Source organism: Dactylosporangium sp. CA-139114, assembly GCF_050955725.1.
Classification (GTDB): domain Bacteria; phylum Actinomycetota; class Actinomycetes; order Mycobacteriales; family Micromonosporaceae; genus Dactylosporangium.
In genome coordinates, this window is sequence record NZ_CP192080.1 from 4,182,649 (window position 1) to 4,198,720 (window position 16,072).

Consider the following 16,072-nt stretch of genomic DNA (forward strand, 5'->3'; position numbering starts at 1 on the left):
TCTACGCCGTGGCGTTCACGATCGACACGGCGGGCGGGCACGGGGTCGTGCGCGCCGAGGGTGAGCTCGACGTCGGCAACGCGCCCGAGCTGCGCGACGCGATCACCGCCGCGCTCGACGCGCGGCCCTCGCTCGTGGTCGACCTGGCCGCGGTCACCTTCATGGACTCGGTGTCGCTGGGCGTGCTGATCGGCGCGTACAACCGGGCGCGCGAGGCCGGCGGCGGGTTCGCCGTCGTGTGCGCCGACGAGCGGGTCGCGCGCATCTTCCGCATCACCGGGCTCGACCAGGTCTTCACCATCGCCGCGACGGTGGAAGCGGCGGCCGCCGCGCTCGGTTAGGGGTTGCGGAGGATGGCGTCGATCTCGGCGATCTCCTCTTCCGTGTGCCGGCCCAGGATCAGGTCCAGCTCGAGGCGCTCGGCCGGGGTCCGGTAGGCGGCGATCTCGCGCTCCAGGCTGCGCCGGGCGCGGCGGGCCTGCATGCGGCCGGCGATCGCGGTGCGAACCCGGCGGGTGGTGGTCTCCATCGCTGTGGTCATGGCTGTGGTCATGGCTCTACTGTATCGATTCAGAAGGGCGGTCGGGCGGCGCGCGGGGGTGATCGGGAGCACGCACGCGCTGAGCTGCGGGTGCAGGATGGTCGTGTGCGTGACGTCACCCCCGCCCCCGGCACCCTGGAACCGATCGAGACCGCCTCCCGCGACGAGCTGGCCGCCCTGCAGCTCGCCCGCCTCCAGCAGACGCTGCGGCACGCGTACGAGCACGTGCCGCACTACACGGCCGCGTTCGCGGCGGCCGGCGTGCACCCGTCGGATCTGCGCGACCTCGCGGACCTGGCGCGATTCCCGATGACGGCGAAGGCCGACCTGCGCGCGAACTATCCGTTCGGCATGTTCGCGGTGCCGCGCGAGCGGGTGGCCCGCATCCACGCCTCGTCGGGCACGACGGGCCAGGCCACGGTCGTGGGATACACGAAGGCCGACGTGGACACCTGGGCCGGGCTCATGGCCCGCTCGATCCGGGCCTCGGGCGGGCGCCCCGGCGACCTGGTGCACGTCGCCTACGGCTACGGCCTGTTCACCGGCGGCCTGGGCGCCCACTACGGCGCCGAGCGGCTCGGCTGCACGGTCGTGCCCGTCTCCGGCGGCATGACCGAGCGGCAGGTGACCCTGATCCGCGACTTCCGGCCCGACGTCATCATGGTGACGCCGTCCTACCTGCTCGCGATCGTCGACGAGATGGAGCGCCAGGGCCTCGACCCGCGGGACACCTCGCTGCAGGTCGGGATCCTCGGCGCCGAGCCCTGGACCGAGGACATGCGCGCGGAGCTGGAGCGGCGCCTGGGGATGCACGCCGTCGACGTCTACGGGCTGTCGGAGGTGATGGGCCCCGGTGTCGCCAACGAGTGTGCCGAGACCAAGGACGGCCTCACGATCTGGGAGGACCACTTCTACCCGGAGATCGTCGACCCCGTCACCGGCGCGGTGCTGCCCGACGGCTCCTACGGCGAGCTGGTGTTCACGTCGCTGACCAAGGAGGCGATGCCCGTGATCCGGTACCGCACGCGCGACCTCACCCGCCTGCTGCCCGGCACCGCGCGCACGATGCGCCGCATGGAGCGGATCACCGGCCGCAGCGACGACATGATGATCGTGCGCGGCGTGAACGTGTTCCCGACCCAGATCGAGGAGCTCCTGCTGCGCCGGCCGTCCCTGTCGCCGCATTTCCAGTGTGTACTGTCCCGCGCCGACCGCCTCGACGTGCTCACCGTGCGCGCCGAGCGCCGCCCGGGCTCGGCCCCGCAGACGGCCGAGGCGGACGCGCGGGAGCTGGAGCGGGCGGTGAAGGGCTCGATCGGCGTGACGATCCGCGTGGCGGTGGCCGAGCCCGGCACCGTGGAGCGCTCGGCCGGCAAGATGCGCCGCGTCCTTGATGAGCGCTGATGAGCGCTGACGGGCGCTGGGCCCCGACGGCGGCCGGGCGCTGGCTGGCGTGGGCCGGCCGCCGTCGAGGGGGCAGGGGCCGGCTCAGATGGCGTTGCGCGCGATGGCCTCGGCGTACCAGCGGCCGCTCGCCTTGATCGTGCGCTCCAGCGTCGCGTAGTCCACGCGGATCAGGCCGAAGCGGCGGCTGAAGCCGAACGCCCACTCGAAGTTGTCCAGCAGCGACCACACGAAGTAGCCGCGCAGGTCCACGCCCGCCGCGATCGCCTCGTGCACGGCCGCCAGGTGGCCGCGCAGGTAGGCGATGCGCTCCGGGTCGTCGACGCCGCCGTCCGGGCCGGGGCGGTCGTCGTACGCGGCGCCGTTCTCGGTCACGTAGATCGGGCGGTCGCCGTAGTCGCGGTTGATGCGCAGCAGCAGGTCCCGCAGGCCCGTCGGGTCCACCGACCAGCCCATGTGCGTCACCGGCCCCGGGGTCGGGTGGAACCGGACGGCCTGCGCGGTCGGGTAGGGCGTGTTGTGGTCCAGCACGCCGTCGGGGGCCGCGCTCACCAGGTCCGGCTGGTAGTAGTTCACGCAGATCGCGTCGACCGGGGCCGAGATCGTCGCGAGGTCGCCCGGCTGGACGAAGTGCCAGTCGGTCAGGTCGCGGGTGTCCTCGATGGTGTCGGACGGGTACGACCCGCGCAGGATCGGGTCGAAGAAGATCCGGTTCAGCAGCCCGTCGATGCGCCGGGCGGCGTCGGCGTCGGCCGGGCTCGCGGTCAGCGGGCGCACGGCCCCGGCGTTGAGCGCCACCGAGACCTGGCCCGTCACGCCGGCCGCGCGCAGGGCCGCGACGCCCAGCCCGTGCGCCAGCAGCAGGTGGTGGGTCGCGGTCAGGGCGCCGACGTGGCCGCGGCGGCCGGGGGCGTGCCCGCCGGTGCCGTAGCCGAGGAAGGCCGAGCACCAGGGCTCGTTGAGCGTGTTCCACAGGGCCACCCGGTCGCCGAGGCGCGCGCCGACCGCGGCCGCGTAGTCGCCGAAGCGCAGCGCGGTGTCGCGGGCCGTCCAGCCGCCGCGGTCCTCGAGCTCCTGGGGCAGGTCCCAGTGGTAGAGGGTGGCGACCGGGCGCACGCCCGCGGCCAGCAGCTCGTCGACGAGCCGGTCGTAGAAGTCGAGGCCCGCTTCGTTGACCGCACCGTCGGCGCCGCCGCCGGCCGGGCGCACGCGGGGCCAGGCGACCGAGAACCGGTACGCCGACAGCCCGAGCTCGGCCATCAGCTTGACGTCCTCGCGGTAGCGCAGGAAGTGCCCGGTCGAGACGGCGCCGGTGTCGCCGCCGTCGATCCGGCCCGGCTGGGCCGCGAACGTGTCCCAGATCGACGGGGTGCGGCCGTCGGCGTCCACGGAGCCCTCGATCTGGTACGCGGCCGTGGCGGCGCCCCACCAGAACGTCGAGGGGAAGGTCAGCGCGTCCTGCTCGGCCTGGACTGCCGTCGTGCTCACACGTATCACCCCGTGCCTCGTAGGGAGTGCTTGGAGAGCGCTCTCCAAACTGTGTGACCAGACTGCGACCCTTTGTGGGTGAGTGTCAAGGTCCGCGGATGCGCCTCATGGCCGCGAATCACCGCGAACCCTTGACACGACGGAAACGGCCGGACAACACTGCGAGCAATCGGAGAGCGCTCTCCAAACCGCCGCCGCGCCCTCCACACACCCCGCAAGGAGCCCCCTCGTGCATCCGGCGCACACGTCCGCCCCCGCCTGGCGGAAACTCCTGACCTCGCGATGGCGCATCGCCCTGGTGCTCGCCGTCGTCGCCGCCGTCGCCGTCGTGGTCGCGCCGTTCGCGCGCGCCGCCGACGGCCTGATCTCGCAAGGCAAGCCCGTCACGGCCTCCTCGGAGCAGGCCGCCGATGTCGCCGCCAGCTACGTCAACGACGGCAACGCGGGCACCCGCTGGAGCAGCCAGTGGAGCGACCCGCAGTGGATCCGCATCGACCTCGGTGCGACCGCGACGATCAGCCAGGTCAAGCTGAGCTGGGAGGGCGCCTACGGCAAGGCCTTCCAGATCCAGACCTCGGCCGACGACCAGAACTGGACGAACATCTACAGCACCACCACCGGCACCGGCGGCCAGCAGACGCTCGACGTCACCGGCACCGGACGCTACGTGCGCATGTACGGCACGGTCCGCGGATCCGGCTACGGGTACTCGCTGTACGAGTTCCAGGTCTACGGCACCATCGGCGGCACCACGAACCCGACCGGCGGCGCCTGCAACACGACGACCAACGTGGCGCAGGGCAAGACGGCCACGGCCTCGTCCTCGGAGGGTGCGGGCAACGGCCCGCAGTACGCGGTCGACGGCGACGCCGGCACCCGCTGGAGCAGCCAGTTCAGCGACCCGCAGTGGATCCAGGTCGACCTCGGCTCGACCCAGTCGATCTGCCAGGTGGTCCTGCAGTGGGAGTCCGCCTACGGCAAGACCTTCCAGCTGCAGACCTCGGCCAACGGCACGGCGTGGACGGACATCTACTCCACCAGCACCGGCACCGGCGGCACGCAGACGATCCCGGTGAGCGGCTCCGGGCGCTACATCCGCATGTACGGCACCGCCCGCCCCGGCGGCTACGGCTACTCGCTGTGGGAGTTCAAGGTGTTCGCCGGCGGCGGCACGACCACCACGTCGCCGACCCCCTCGACGTCCCCGTCGACCCCGCCGACCCAGGAGCCCGGCTGGACCACGGTCTGGCAGGACACGTTCGACGGCGCGGCGAACACGTCGCCGTCCGCGGCGAACTGGCTCATGCGCACCGGCACGCAGTTCCCGGGCGGAGCCGCCAACTGGGGCACCGGTGAGGTCGAGACGGCCAGCAACAGCACGGCCAACGTGTACCTCGACGGCGCCGGCAAGCTCAACATCAAGGCGATCCGCGACGGGGCCGGCAACTGGACCTCCGGCCGCCTGGAGACCCAGCGCACCGACTTCCAGGCCGCCCCGGGCGAGCAGGTGAAGTTCACCGCGCTGGTCAAGCAGCCCGATGTGGCCAACGCCGCCGGCTACTGGCCGGGCTTCCGCGCGACCGGCGCGGCGTACCGCGGCAACTACAACAACTGGCCCGGCGTCGGCGAGACCGACATCATGACCGACGTCAACGGCCGCAGCCAGCTCTCGCAGACCCTGCACTGCGGCACCGCGCCGGACGGCGTCTGCGGCGAGTACAACGGCCGCTCCTCGGGCCTGGCCTCGTGCGTCGGCTGCCAGACCGGCTACCACGAGTACACCCAGGTCATCGACCGCACGAAGACCGACGAGGAGATCCGCTTCTACCTCGACGGCAAGCAGTCCTGGGTCGTGCGGGAGAGCCAGGTCGGCGTGACGGCGTGGAACAACGCCGTGCACCACGGGTTCTACCTGCGCTTCGACCTGTCCATCGGCGGCTCGCTGCCCAACGCGGTCGCCGGCTTCACCACCCCGACGCCGAACACCACCTCCGGCGGCATCCTGTCCGTCGACTCGGTGACGGTGTCGAAGGCGACGGGCACGGCCCCGGCCGCGATGACCGACCCGGCGACGCCGGCCGGCCCGAGCGTGGTCAAGGTGACCGGCAGCCAGGGCAACTGGCAGCTGCAGGTCAACGGGCAGCCGTGGGAGGTCAAGGGCCTCACCTACGGCCCGCCGCAGGGCGCCGCCGACGGCTACATGCGCGACCTGAAGAACCTGGGCGTCAACACGATCCGCACCTGGGGCGTGGACGACGCGCAGACCCCGGAGCTGCTCAACCGGGCCGCGCAGCAGGGCCTCAAGGTCGTCGTCGGGCACTGGCTCAACCAGGGCGCCGACTACGTCAACGACACCGCGTACAAGAACAACACCAAGACCGAGATCGTCAACCGGGTCAACGCGCTGAAGAACAACCCGGGCGTGCTCATGTGGGACGTCGGCAACGAGGTCATCCTCACGATGCAGGACCACGGGCTGTCCGCGGCCGACGTCGAGGCGCGGCGGGTGGCGTACGCCAAGTTCGTCGACGAGCTCGCCGTGGCCATCCACGCGGCCGACCCGAACCACCCGGTCACCTCGACCGACGCGTACACCGGCGCCTGGCCGTACTACAAGGCCAACTCGCCGCACCTGGACCTGCTGGCCGTGAACTCCTACGGGGCCATCGGCAACGTCAAGCAGGACTGGATCAACGGCGGGTACACCAAGCCGTACATCGTCACCGAGGGCGGGCCGTCCGGCGAGTGGGAGGTGCCCAACGACGTCAACGGGGTGCCGAACGAGCCGACCGACCTGCAGAAGCGCGACGGCTACACGGCCAGCTGGAACGCCATCAAGTCGCACCCGGGCGTGGCCCTCGGCGTGACCGAGTTCCACTACGGCCTCGAGAACGACTTCGGCGGCGTCTGGCTCAACACGTACCCCGGCGGCTGGCGCCGGCTCGGGTACGGGGCGCTGAAGCAGGCCTACACCGGCAGCCCGCTGGCCAACACCGCGCCGCAGATCACCGCGATGACGGTGTCCAACCAGACGGCGGTGCCGGCGGGCAGCCAGTTCACGGTGAACGTGGCGGCGAGCGACCCCAACGGCGACACGATCCGCTACAACCTGATGGCCAGCGACAAGTACATCACCGGCGGCACCGGCTTCCGGAACGTGAACTTCACGCAGAACGGTTCCACGTTCACGGTCACCGCGCCGGAGAAGCTGGGCGTCTGGAAGATCTACGTGTACGCCTTCGACGGCCAGGGCAACGTCGGCATCGAGACCCGCTCGTTCAAGGTGGTCGCGCCCAGCATCCCGGGCACGAACCTCGCCCTGAACAAGACGGCGACGGCCTCGAGCTACCAGCCGACCGGCACCAACGGCCCGCAGCTGCCCTCCTACGCGGTGGACGGCAACTACGGCACCCGCTGGGCCAGCGAGTGGCTCGACACCGCCTGGATCACCGTCGACCTCGGCTCCAAGCAGACCTTCAACAAGGTCTTCCTGGCCTGGGAGGACGCGTACGCGAAGGGCTACCAGATCCAGACGTCGGACGACAATGCCACCTGGACGACGATCTACTCGACCACGGCCGGCGACGGCGGGTTCGACGACGTCAACGTCAACGGTAACGCCCGGTACGTGCGGATCAACGGCCAGACCCGGGCGACGACCTACGGCTACTCGCTGTGGGAGTTCGGGGTGTACCGCTCGTAGTTGTGTGACCGGTCGTAGTTGTGTGACTGGAATGCCGTGAAAGCGCTCTCTGGGCAGATTGCCTGGAGAGCGCTTTCCGTATGGCGTGCTATAAAGGCGCGTGACCGAGAAACGGCGACCGACTCTGGAAGATGTGGCCGAGGCCGCAGGCGTTTCGCGGGCCACCGTCTCGCGGGTCATCAACGGCGTGCGCAACGTCGACCCGAAGCTGCACGAGATCGTCTGGCAGGCCGTCGGCGCGACCGGATACGTGCCCAACCGCGCCGCCCGCTCGCTGGTGACCCGCCGCAGCGGCACGGTCGCCCTGGTCGTCTCCGACGCCGTCTCGCACGACGACGACCCGTTCATGCGCCGCTTCTTCGCCGACCCGTTCTTCGGCCGCATCGTCGGCGGCGTGATGAGCGTCCTGCGGCCCAAGGGCATCCAGCTGGCCCTGCAGATCGTCGGCAACGAGGAGGCCCGCACGCGCCTCGTCGGCGACCTCGGCCAGGGCCAGGCCGACGGCGCCGTGGTCCTGAGCCTGCACCCGGACGACACCCTGCCCCAGCAGCTGTGCGACGCGGGCATCGCGGCCGCGCTCGTCGGGCGCCCCGCGCAGCCGGTGCCGATCTCGTACGTCGACCTCGCCAACGACGCCGGCGGCGCCCTGGCCGCCGAGCACCTCCTCGGCCGCGGCTGCACCCGGCTCGGCATGATCACCGGCCCGGCCCACGTGCCCGCCTCGCAGGACCGCCTGACCGGCTTCCGCCAGGCCCTCGCCCGCCACGGCCACGCCTGGTTCCCGACGGTCGAGGGCGGGTTCACCTACGAGTCCGGGGAGTCCTCGCTGCTGGAGCTGATGCGGCAGCACCCCACCGTCGACGGCGTCTTCGTGGCCAACGACCTCATGGCGCAGGGCGCGCTCATGGCCCTGCGCAGCCTCGAGCGCCGGGTGCCCGAGGACGTGGCCGTGGTCGGCTTCGACGACAGCAGCGCCGCCCTGGACGCGCGGCCGCAGCTCACGACGGTCCGCCACCCGCTGGAGGACATGGCCGCCGAGACGACCCGCCTGGTGCTGGCCCGCATCGACGACCCCGGGCTGCGCGTCGAGTCGGTCATCTTCGACCCGAAGCTGGTGGTTCGCCACTCGGCCTGAACAGCCACGCGGCCTGCCGCCGGCTCTTGTCGGCGTAGTGGCGCTCGTGCCGCGACAGGCCGTACGCGAGATCCTCGATGAGCCCGCAGCGCGCATGGAACCACGCGCGCTCCCGCAGCCCGGCCGGCGGGACAGGGGCGTCCGGCCCGAGGTCACGCAGCAGGAGCCCGTAGTCGCGGGCGGGATCGCAGATCGCGGCGTCGCTCCAGTCGATCAGCCCCGTGACCGCGCCCGTCCCCGGGTCCACGAGCACGTGCTCGGCCCCGAGGTCGTTGTGCGAGAACACCAGGCGCTCGGCGGCCGGCGGCGGGTCGTGCGCCAGGAACGCCGCGGCCTCCGGCAGCTCGAGCCCGGCCGCGAGCTCCCGCGCCTCGGCCAGCCACTCCTGCGGCGGCTCGGCTTCACGGGGCACCAGGCCCGCGAACCGGTCCGGCGGCTGCGCGTGCAGGGCCCGCAGCGCCGCCCCGAGCGTGTCCGCGACCCCGCCGAGGTCCGCGGCCGGTCGCAGCATCAGCGGTACCCCTCCCAGCAGCGCATACCCGAGCGCCCCCTCGGCGGCGAAGGCCGGCTCGGGCACGGCCACGATCCCGCGCAGCACGTCGGCGACCTCGGCGAGCAGCCGCGCCTCACGGGCCACGTCGAGCGCGTCCGGGCCGGACGGGAACCGGACGACCCAGGCCCCGTCGACGAGGTACGCGGTGTTGTCGAGCCCCCGCCCGAGCGGCTCGACCCGGCCGGCGTCGACGCCGGGCAGGTGCCGGCGGACCACGCCGCGCACGTCATGCTCCACGCCGCAGCATGCTATCCGGTTCCGGATTGAGGCCGGCCTCTTCGCGCACTGCCGATGCGCGCGTGCCGTGCCGGCAAAACCGGGCGCTGCGCGCTTGGGTGGCGGCACGGCGGAGATGGGAGAGCGCTCTCCCAAGAGTGCGCCAGGACGCGGTCCGATGGGCCTTTCCGCTGTTGACACCGGCTGGGGAAGCGGTGAGACTGGGTGCTACGGAGAGCGCTCTCCAACGGATCGGGTGCCGGTGGAGCGTGCTGTCCGGGGCGGCCAGTGCAGCGGGTCAGCGGGCCTGACGGGGGCTGACTGGGTCGCCCGGCGGAGTGCGCACGAGCGCGGTCGTTCGGGTCGGTCATCCAGGCGGGGGCTGCCCGAGCGTCCGTGGTGTGTCCCGGGCGGGGCACCTCGGCGCGCGCCGGCGGGGGACGTCGTCCGGCCCGGGGCCGGGCGGTCCGTGCAGCCGTCGTGGCGGTGACCGGGTTGGGGTCCCCGCCACCGGGCGCGGCACCACGCCGCACCCGCGCCGACCTTGCGGTTGCGGCGTTCCGTCGCGGGCTCTGGGCGCCCCGGAACGCCGTAACCGCAGGCTCGCCACCAGCGCCCGGCAACGCCGCAGCCGCAGCCTCGCCGCCCGCGCCCTCGACAAGGAGGTCGCCCACCTCATGCGACGCCGACCGCCGCCACGGCCGACCGCGCCCATCCGCCTCGCCGCCGGCCTGCTCACCGTGCTCGCGCTCGGCGCGGGCTGCGGTGGCGAGCCGGGACCGGGCACCGCCCCGCCGCCGGCCGTCTCCGCGGCTGCCTCGGAGTTCGGGGGCACCGACCTCGCCTGGGTCCAGCTCATGATCCCGATGGACGAGCAGCTGCTGCCGGTGCTGGACCTGGTCCGCACCAAGGCCGCCGACCCGGCGCTGGTGGCCCTGGCGGGGGAGCTGCGCGGGACCTACGACCAGGAGATCCCGCGCCTGCGGGCCCTCTCCGACCAGGCCGGCCTGCCCAAGGACAACCCGCACGCGGGCCACAAGATGCCCGGCCTCGTCGACGCCGACCTGCTGGCCCGGCTGCGCGCGGGCACGGGTCCGCAGTTCGAGCAGCAGGCCGTCGCCACCCTCCGCGAGCACCTCGACCAGCTGCGCAACCTCGCCACCTCGGAGCTCGCCAACGGCACCAGCCCCGCGGTGAAGACCCTCGCCGAGCAGGTCGCCAAGACCCGCGGCGACGCGAGCGCGCGGCTGCCGAAGGGCTAGAACGGTTCGAACTGCCGGAACGGGGGCTCGTACGCCTCCGCCGGCAGCCGGAACGCCTGGCAGCGATCGCCGCCGATGGCATCGGGCAGCGCCGTCCAGCCGAGGTTGCGCTCGAAGTAGGCGGCGGCGGTGCGCACCGGCGGGGCCCAGTAGTCGTCGAGCACGATCAGCCCGCCGGGCCGGACGATCTTGCGCAGGAAGTAGGCGTCGACGAAGACCTCGTGGAAGCGGTGGCTGCCGTCGACGAAGGCCGCGTCGGCGACGAAGCCGTCGGTGAGCAGCCGCGGCAGGGCGATCGAGGACCAGGCCGGCACCAGGCGGGCGATCGCGTCCAGCCCAGCGTCGCACAGCAGGGACCAGCCGGCGCCGGACCACACGCTGTCCTGGAACGGGTCGACGATGACGTGCCGCGCGTCCGGCGCGCCGACGGTCAGCAGCGCCTCGCCGATCGCCAGCGCGGAGCTCGCGTAGGCGAGCCCGATCTCCACGACGCAGGCCGCGCGCTCGGCGACGAGCAGGTCGCGAAGCCGGTCGCATTCGTCCTCGGGCAGGCTGACGGTCTCGAACTCGAGCCCGTTGCCGGCCGACCACGTCGCACCCTCGCGGGCGAGCCGCCCGCGGACCCGCCTGACCCGCAACACGCCGTCGGTCGTCACCCCATCAGTGTCGCCGCCGCTGTCACCCGGTGCACGCGGTCGTCGGGCGCGGGCGGTGGGGGCGGCCGCAGACCGGGCGGCGCGTGGGGCGGTACACCGTGCTGACCATCGCGATCGCCCAGCGCATCCGGGCCACGGCGACCTCGGGGTGATCGCCGAACTCGCCGGCCACGCACGCCGCGCAGCCGCGGCTGCCGAGCCGCGCGAAGGACTCCGCAACCGCCTTGCGCACCTCGACCGCCGCCGGCGACTCCGAGGACTGCACGCTGGAGACGAACAGCGCCTCGGCACGCGCGTTCGCCAACACATCGGGCATCTCGCACCTCCCTGGAACGTTCACCCTGCTCACACCGTACGAACACGGCGTGCCGGCCCGCATCCGGGGCGCAACCCCGGATCGTCCCCGAGGTCCGGCCCTGAGCCGGCCCCGTGGATTCCGCGGAACGGATTCGGCCCCGGCCGGGCGGGGAGCGCGCACGCGGGGCCACCCTCCAGTAGAGCATCCGGCGCGGTGGTGCGTGGGCCGGTTCAGATGCGGTACGCGTCCACCAGGTCCAGCCGCGCCCGGACCGCCGCGCTCGGGCGGCGGCCGGACGCCGTGGCGATCGCGAAGGTCCAGCGCAGCTCGGCGTCGATCGGCACCGCGCCCAGGCCCGGCTCGTCCGGTGCCGGGAAGCGCGGGATCAGGGCCACGCCCAGGCCCTCGCGCACGGACTGCCGCACGGTCGCGATGCCGGTCACCTCCACCGCCACCCGGCGGCGCAGCCCCGCGGCGGCGAACCCGCGGTCGACCTCGGCGCGGTCGCCGTACCCCGGCGGGGAGTCGACGAAGGGCTCCTCGGCGAGGTCGGCGAGCGTCAGGCGGGGGCGTGCGGCGAGCGGGTGGGCGGCGGGCAGTACCGCCACGATCGGCTCGGCCGCCAGGGTGCGCACGGACAGCCCGGCCGGGGCGCGGCCCGGCAGGCTCCCCGTCCAGCAGGCTCGCCGCGAGGCCCGCCGGGCCGGTCGGGGCGGCGCGCAGGCGCAGGTCGACGGCGGGGTGCTCGGCGCGGTACCGGCCGAGCACCCCGGCAGGTCCACGAACCCGGCCGAGATCAGGGTGCCGATGCGCGCCGTGCCGCGCAGGCCGCCGCGGACCTCGGCGACGGCGTCCCGCGCCGCCTGCACGCCAAGGCCCGCCCGGGCGCCGGCCGGGCCCGCGGCTGTTCACGTCCCTGGCGCCCGCCTTCGTGGCCGGCACGCTGCACCACCCGTCCCGCGCCCCGGCCGGCGCCGTGGCGTCGCTGGTCTCCGGCGCCGTGGCCCAGGTCCTGCTGCGCCGCCGCTCGATCCGCGGCCAGCTCGCGACCGGCGTGGCCCTGATCGTCCTCGGCCTCGCCGCGGTGACCGCGGCCGTCTGGGCCGAGTCCCTGCCGGCCTTCCTGCTCGGCGGCGCCCTGGCCGGCGCCGGCGCGGGCGCGCTGCTCAGGGGCGCGATCTCGACGGTGGCCGGCCTGGCCCCGGCGCCGGTGCGCGGCGAGGCGCTCGCGGGTGTGTTCCTCGGCGCGTACCTCGGCCTGGCCGTCCCGGTCCTCGGCCTGGGCATCCTGACCCAGCTCGTGAGCGCGCCGGTGGCCCTGCTGGGCTTCGCCGCGGCGATCGCCGCCCTGGCGGCCCTGGTGAGCCGCCCCCTCCTGCGCCCCTGAGCCCGGCGCGCCCGTCACCGGGCGAGGTCGAGCAGGAGCGGCAGGATCAGCAGCAGGTAGACCAGTGTGCCCGCGGACGGGCTAGCCGCGGGCATGCGCGAACCCCGCGAGCGCCGCCACCACCGCCGCCCGGAAGCTCGCCAGGTCGAGGCCCCGGGCGCGCAGGAACTCGCCCGCGCGGCCGGACGGCTCCGCGAGCAGGCCCAGCAGCAGATGCTCGCAGCCCACGTAGTTGTGGCCCAGGCCGGCGGCCTCGGCGTGGGCGAGCTCGAGGGCGGCCACCGCCGGGCCCGACCACTGCGGCAGCGCGTCCTCCGGCCCCAGGGGGGCGTCGCCCAGGGGCGGCAGCAGGCGCACGGCCAGGTTCGCGCCCTCGGCCAGCACGCCGTGGAGCAGGTCCGCGGTCGTCACGGCCGCGTCCGTGCGCTGCGACGCCAGCCGCAGGGCGGTGCGGGCGCGGGCGGTCCAGTTCGGCAGTTCCACGTCGCCGCAGCGCAGCGCGGTCACCCGGCGAAGCGCCTACTCCAGTGCGCGCGCACAGAGGGCCGAGGCCGGGAGCCCGGATCGTGCCAGGGCCTCGGCGAGGTCGTCGGGAAGGGTCACGTCAATGCGCACCATCGTCATGCCCCCTATATAACCCCACTGGGGTTAGTGACGCAAGGAATAGCGCCGAGCCGCCCGGATGTTTTTAGACTGACTGGTCAGTACAAGTTGGGGAGGCTGTCGTGGCGGACGTACTCGTCGCCGAGGGGCTCGGGGCGCGCACGCGGCGCGGATGGGTGTTCCGCGGCGTCGATCTCACCGTCGGCGAGGACGAGCTCGTGACCCTGGACGGGGCCGCGGGCAGCGGGCGCACCTCGCTGCTGCTCGCGCTGGCGGGGTACTTCCGGACCACCGAGGGCACCGTGCGCCGGCTCGCCCGGCCCGCGCTCGGGTTCGTCGCGGGGGTCAACGAGCCCGAGCCCGGCCTGACCGTCGCCGAGCACGTCGAGGAGCGGCTCGTGCTGCTCGGCCGGGCGTCGTGGAACCTCCGGCGGCGGCGGCGCCAGGCGCTCGACCGGCTGGAGGGGGTACCGCTGGATCCCCGGACTCTCGGGCGCGACCTCGACCGCCTGGGCGCCCACCTGCTGTGCCTGACCCTCGCCCGGGTCGGCGAGCCCGGGATCATCCTCGCCGACGACGTCGACCAAGGACTCTGCGAAGTGGAGCGGAAGATGCTGCTGGAAGCGTTGCGGGACACCGGCGCGGCCGTCGTCGTCACGGAGCGCGCGGCATGAACCTGTTCGAGCTGCGCCGGTTCCTCCGCGCCCCGATCACCGTCGCGGCGCTGGTCGTGCTGGCCCTCATTCCGCTGCTGTACGGCGCGCTGTACCTCTGGGCCTTCTGGGACCCCTACGGCAACATGCGCCACATCCCGGTCGCCATCGTCAACGCCGACCGGCCCGCCCGCGCCGCCGACGGCAGCACCCTCGACGCCGGCCGGGACCTCGCGGACGAGCTGCAGCACCGCGACGTGTTCGGCTGGCAGCCCGCGACCGCCGAGCAGGCCCGCCGGGGCCTCGAGGACGGCCGGTACCAGCTCGTCTTCACCATCCCCGCGGACTTCTCGGCCTCGCTCGTCACCCCGCCGGACCCGCGGCGCGACCCCACCCGCGGGCAGCTCACCGTGGTCAGCGACGACGCCGGCAACTACCTGTCGGGGCAGCTGTCCCGCAGCGTCTTCACCGAGGTGCGGGCCGGCGCGTCGAGCACGGCCGCGCGCGGCTACTTCGACCGGATGCTCATCGGCTTCACCGACCTCAAGAGCCAGACGCAGCAGGCCGCGGCCGGCGCCTCCCAGCTGGCCGGCGGGGCCGCCGACGCGAAGAGCGGCGCCGGGGACCTCAGCAACGGCCTCGACCAGGCCCACGCCGGGGCCGGCGAGCTCGACGGCGGGCTGGCCCGGGCCACGGCCGGGTCGAAGCAGCTCTACGACGGCCTCGTCGCCCTGGATGCGGGCGCGGCCCAGCTCGCCGACGGCACCGCCCAGGCCGCGGCCGGCGGGCGGCTGCTCGCCGGGAAGGTCGACGCCGCCGCCGACGCCGCGGGGCCGGTGCTGCGCGACAACGCCGAGCTCATCGCGAACGCGGCCACGGCCATCGCCGACGGGGCCGAGCAGATCGTCGCGCACCTCGACGCCCTGCCCGGCCTCGCGAAGACCGCCGCCCAGCAGACCGCCGCGACGAGGGCCGACCTGCAGCGGCTGGGGCAGCGGTACCCGCAGATCACGGACAGCTCCGACTACCAGCACGCGCTGCAGGCCGCCGACGCCGCCGCGAAGGCCGCCCAGCAGCTGCAGACCCGGCTCGACACCGGCGACCTCGACCAGCTGCGCACGCAGATGACCGCCGTCGCGAAGACGGCCCGCCAGGTCGCCCAGGCCGCCCCGCACCTCGCCGACGACGTCGCCGCGGCCCGGGCCCAGGTCGACCGGCTCGCCGACGGCCTCGACGCGCTGGCCGGCGGGGCCGAGCGGCTGCACACCGGCACCGGCCAGGCGGTCACCGGGGCCAAGGACCTCAACGGCGGCCTGTTCCGGCTCTCCACCGGCGCCCGCCAGCTCGACAGCGGCCTCGGCACCCTCTCCGACGGCGGGCACCGGCTCGCGGCCGGGCTCACGGACCTCGGCAACGGGGCGACCCGCCTGGCCGACGGGCTCGCCGACGGCGCCGGGAAGATCCCCGGGTACGACCCCGACACCCGCGCCCAGCGCGCCGGCGTGCTCGGCGACCCGGTCGCGCTCGACCGCGAGACCGAGCACCCGGCGGGCACCTACGGGGCCGGCTTCGCGCCGTACTTCCTGGGCCTCGCCCTCTGGGTCGGCGCCATGATCAGCTACATGGTGCTGCGCCCGCTCACCCGCCGGCACCTCGTCTGCGGCGCGAAGCCCTGGCGCGCGGCGCTGGCCGGCTGGTTGCCCGCGCTGCTCATCGGCGTGGTGCAGGCGACCGCGCTGTTCCTCGTGGTCCGCTTCGCGCTCGGCCTGCACCCGGCGCACCCGCTGGGCATGTACGCCTTCCTGGCCCTGACCGCCGTCGCGTTCACCGCGCTCATCCAGTGCTTCGGCGCCCGGCTCGGCCCGGCGGGCCGGCTCGTCGCCCTGGCGGTCCTCATGCTCCAGCTGACCTCGTCCGGCGGCACCTACCCGATCGAGACCACGCCCGGCTTCCTGCAGGCGGTGCACCCGTTCCTGCCGATGACCTACGTGGTGTCGGGCCTGCGGCACCTGGTCAACGGCGGCCCGGGCGGTACGGTGGTCACCGGAGCGCTCGTCCTGGCCGGATTCGCGGCCGCCGCGTTCGCCCTCACCACGCTCGCCGCGTGGCGCGGGCGCCGGCTCACGCCGTCGAAGCTCCACCCGGACCTGGTCATGTAGCTGGTCATGTAGGG

General features: G+C 74.0%; 15 protein-coding genes. 8 read left to right on the plus strand and 7 right to left on the minus strand.

What is annotated here, in order from left to right; all coding sequences use genetic code 11:
• Positions 1-8 precede the first annotated feature (8 nt).
• Positions 9-341: an STAS domain-containing protein gene (locus ACQP2P_RS19040; protein WP_433617770.1), complete on the plus strand. Its 333-nt coding sequence runs from the start codon at positions 9-11 to the stop codon at positions 339-341.
• On the opposite strand, the gene ACQP2P_RS19045 is transcribed toward ACQP2P_RS19040, so the two are convergent.
• Positions 338-553, minus strand: coding sequence for a hypothetical protein (locus tag ACQP2P_RS19045; protein ID WP_433617772.1), 216 nt, complete (start codon positions 551-553; stop codon positions 338-340). The genes ACQP2P_RS19040 and ACQP2P_RS19045 overlap by 4 nt on opposite strands.
• Before the next feature lie 93 nt (positions 554-646).
• Here ACQP2P_RS19045 and paaK point away from each other — a divergent pair, with 93 nt between their 5' ends.
• A complete protein-coding gene (paaK, locus tag ACQP2P_RS19050; RefSeq protein ID WP_433617774.1) occupies positions 647-1,945 on the plus strand; it encodes a phenylacetate--CoA ligase PaaK in 1,299 nt (432 codons plus the stop codon).
• A gap of 84 nt (positions 1,946-2,029) precedes the next feature.
• On the opposite strand, the gene ACQP2P_RS19055 is transcribed toward paaK, so the two are convergent.
• Positions 2,030-3,433: a GH1 family beta-glucosidase gene (locus ACQP2P_RS19055; protein WP_433617775.1), complete on the minus strand. Its 1,404-nt coding sequence runs from the start codon at positions 3,431-3,433 to the stop codon at positions 2,030-2,032.
• A 229-nt stretch (positions 3,434-3,662) separates the two neighbouring features.
• Between ACQP2P_RS19055 and ACQP2P_RS19060 the strand changes: the two genes are divergently transcribed.
• Both ACQP2P_RS19060 and ACQP2P_RS19065 read left to right on the plus strand, forming a co-directional pair.
• The gene (locus tag ACQP2P_RS19060; RefSeq protein ID WP_433617776.1) at positions 3,663-7,136 is read left to right on the plus strand and encodes a galactose-binding domain-containing protein; all 3,474 of its coding nucleotides are present in this window, start codon (positions 3,663-3,665) and stop codon (positions 7,134-7,136) included.
• Between the two features lie 133 nt (positions 7,137-7,269).
• Positions 7,270-8,271 (plus strand): LacI family DNA-binding transcriptional regulator, encoded by a 1,002-nt coding sequence (locus ACQP2P_RS19065; protein WP_433617777.1) that lies wholly within the window; start codon positions 7,270-7,272, stop codon positions 8,269-8,271.
• Here the strand turns inward: ACQP2P_RS19065 and ACQP2P_RS19070 are convergent.
• Complete coding sequence (locus tag ACQP2P_RS19070) at positions 8,231-9,061, minus strand: phosphotransferase family protein (protein ID WP_433617779.1); 831 nt, start codon at positions 9,059-9,061, stop codon at positions 8,231-8,233. The two genes, ACQP2P_RS19065 and ACQP2P_RS19070, sit on opposite strands and share 41 nt — an antisense overlap.
• Before the next feature lie 656 nt (positions 9,062-9,717).
• Here ACQP2P_RS19070 and ACQP2P_RS19075 point away from each other — a divergent pair.
• Complete coding sequence (locus tag ACQP2P_RS19075) at positions 9,718-10,302, plus strand: DUF305 domain-containing protein (protein WP_433617781.1); 585 nt, start codon at positions 9,718-9,720, stop codon at positions 10,300-10,302.
• Here the strand turns inward: ACQP2P_RS19075 and ACQP2P_RS19080 are convergent.
• The 3 genes from ACQP2P_RS19080 to ACQP2P_RS19090 all read right to left on the minus strand — a co-directional run bounded on the left by ACQP2P_RS19080 (position 10,299) and on the right by ACQP2P_RS19090 (position 12,125).
• The gene (locus ACQP2P_RS19080) at positions 10,299-10,958 is read right to left on the minus strand and encodes a class I SAM-dependent methyltransferase (protein WP_433617783.1); all 660 of its coding nucleotides are present in this window, start codon (positions 10,956-10,958) and stop codon (positions 10,299-10,301) included. The genes ACQP2P_RS19075 and ACQP2P_RS19080 overlap by 4 nt on opposite strands.
• A 22-nt stretch (positions 10,959-10,980) precedes the next feature.
• Complete coding sequence (locus tag ACQP2P_RS19085; protein WP_433617785.1) at positions 10,981-11,274, minus strand: hypothetical protein; 294 nt, start codon at positions 11,272-11,274, stop codon at positions 10,981-10,983.
• 212 nt (positions 11,275-11,486) lie between these two features.
• The gene (locus ACQP2P_RS19090; protein WP_433617787.1) at positions 11,487-12,125 is read right to left on the minus strand and encodes a LysR substrate-binding domain-containing protein; all 639 of its coding nucleotides are present in this window, start codon (positions 12,123-12,125) and stop codon (positions 11,487-11,489) included.
• Positions 12,126-12,187: 62 nt separating this feature from the next.
• Here ACQP2P_RS19090 and ACQP2P_RS19095 point away from each other — a divergent pair, with 62 nt between their 5' ends.
• Entirely contained in the window at positions 12,188-12,643 is a 456-nt protein-coding gene (locus ACQP2P_RS19095; RefSeq protein ID WP_433617789.1) for a hypothetical protein, read from the plus strand.
• A gap of 81 nt (positions 12,644-12,724) precedes the next feature.
• On the opposite strand, the gene ACQP2P_RS19100 is transcribed toward ACQP2P_RS19095, so the two are convergent.
• Positions 12,725-13,150, minus strand: a complete 426-nt coding sequence (locus tag ACQP2P_RS19100; RefSeq protein WP_433617790.1) for a Clp protease N-terminal domain-containing protein — start codon at positions 13,148-13,150, stop codon at positions 12,725-12,727.
• A gap of 218 nt (positions 13,151-13,368) precedes the next feature.
• Here ACQP2P_RS19100 and ACQP2P_RS19105 point away from each other — a divergent pair, with 218 nt between their 5' ends.
• Positions 13,369-13,920 carry an ATP-binding cassette domain-containing protein gene (locus ACQP2P_RS19105; protein ID WP_433617792.1) on the plus strand — a complete coding sequence of 184 codons (552 nt, stop codon included), beginning with the start codon at positions 13,369-13,371 and terminating at the stop codon, positions 13,918-13,920.
• Complete coding sequence (locus tag ACQP2P_RS19110; protein WP_433617794.1) at positions 13,917-16,058, plus strand: YhgE/Pip family protein; 2,142 nt, start codon at positions 13,917-13,919, stop codon at positions 16,056-16,058. Before ACQP2P_RS19105 ends, ACQP2P_RS19110 begins: the two co-directional genes overlap by 4 nt.
• Positions 16,059-16,072: the final 14 nt, after the last annotated feature.

Excerpts from the sequence above, each read along its gene's own strand:
- ACQP2P_RS19075 (WP_433617781.1), top strand. The coding sequence starts at position 9,718 with ATGCGACGCCGACCGCCGCCACGGCCGACCGCGCCCATCCGCCTCGCC.
- ACQP2P_RS19045 (WP_433617772.1), bottom strand. The coding sequence starts at position 553 with ATGACCACAGCCATGACCACAGCGATGGAGACCACCACCCGCCGGGTT.
- ACQP2P_RS19085 (WP_433617785.1), bottom strand. The coding sequence starts at position 11,274 with ATGCCCGATGTGTTGGCGAACGCGCGTGCCGAGGCGCTGTTCGTCTCC.
- ACQP2P_RS19110 (WP_433617794.1), top strand. The coding sequence starts at position 13,917 with ATGAACCTGTTCGAGCTGCGCCGGTTCCTCCGCGCCCCGATCACCGTC.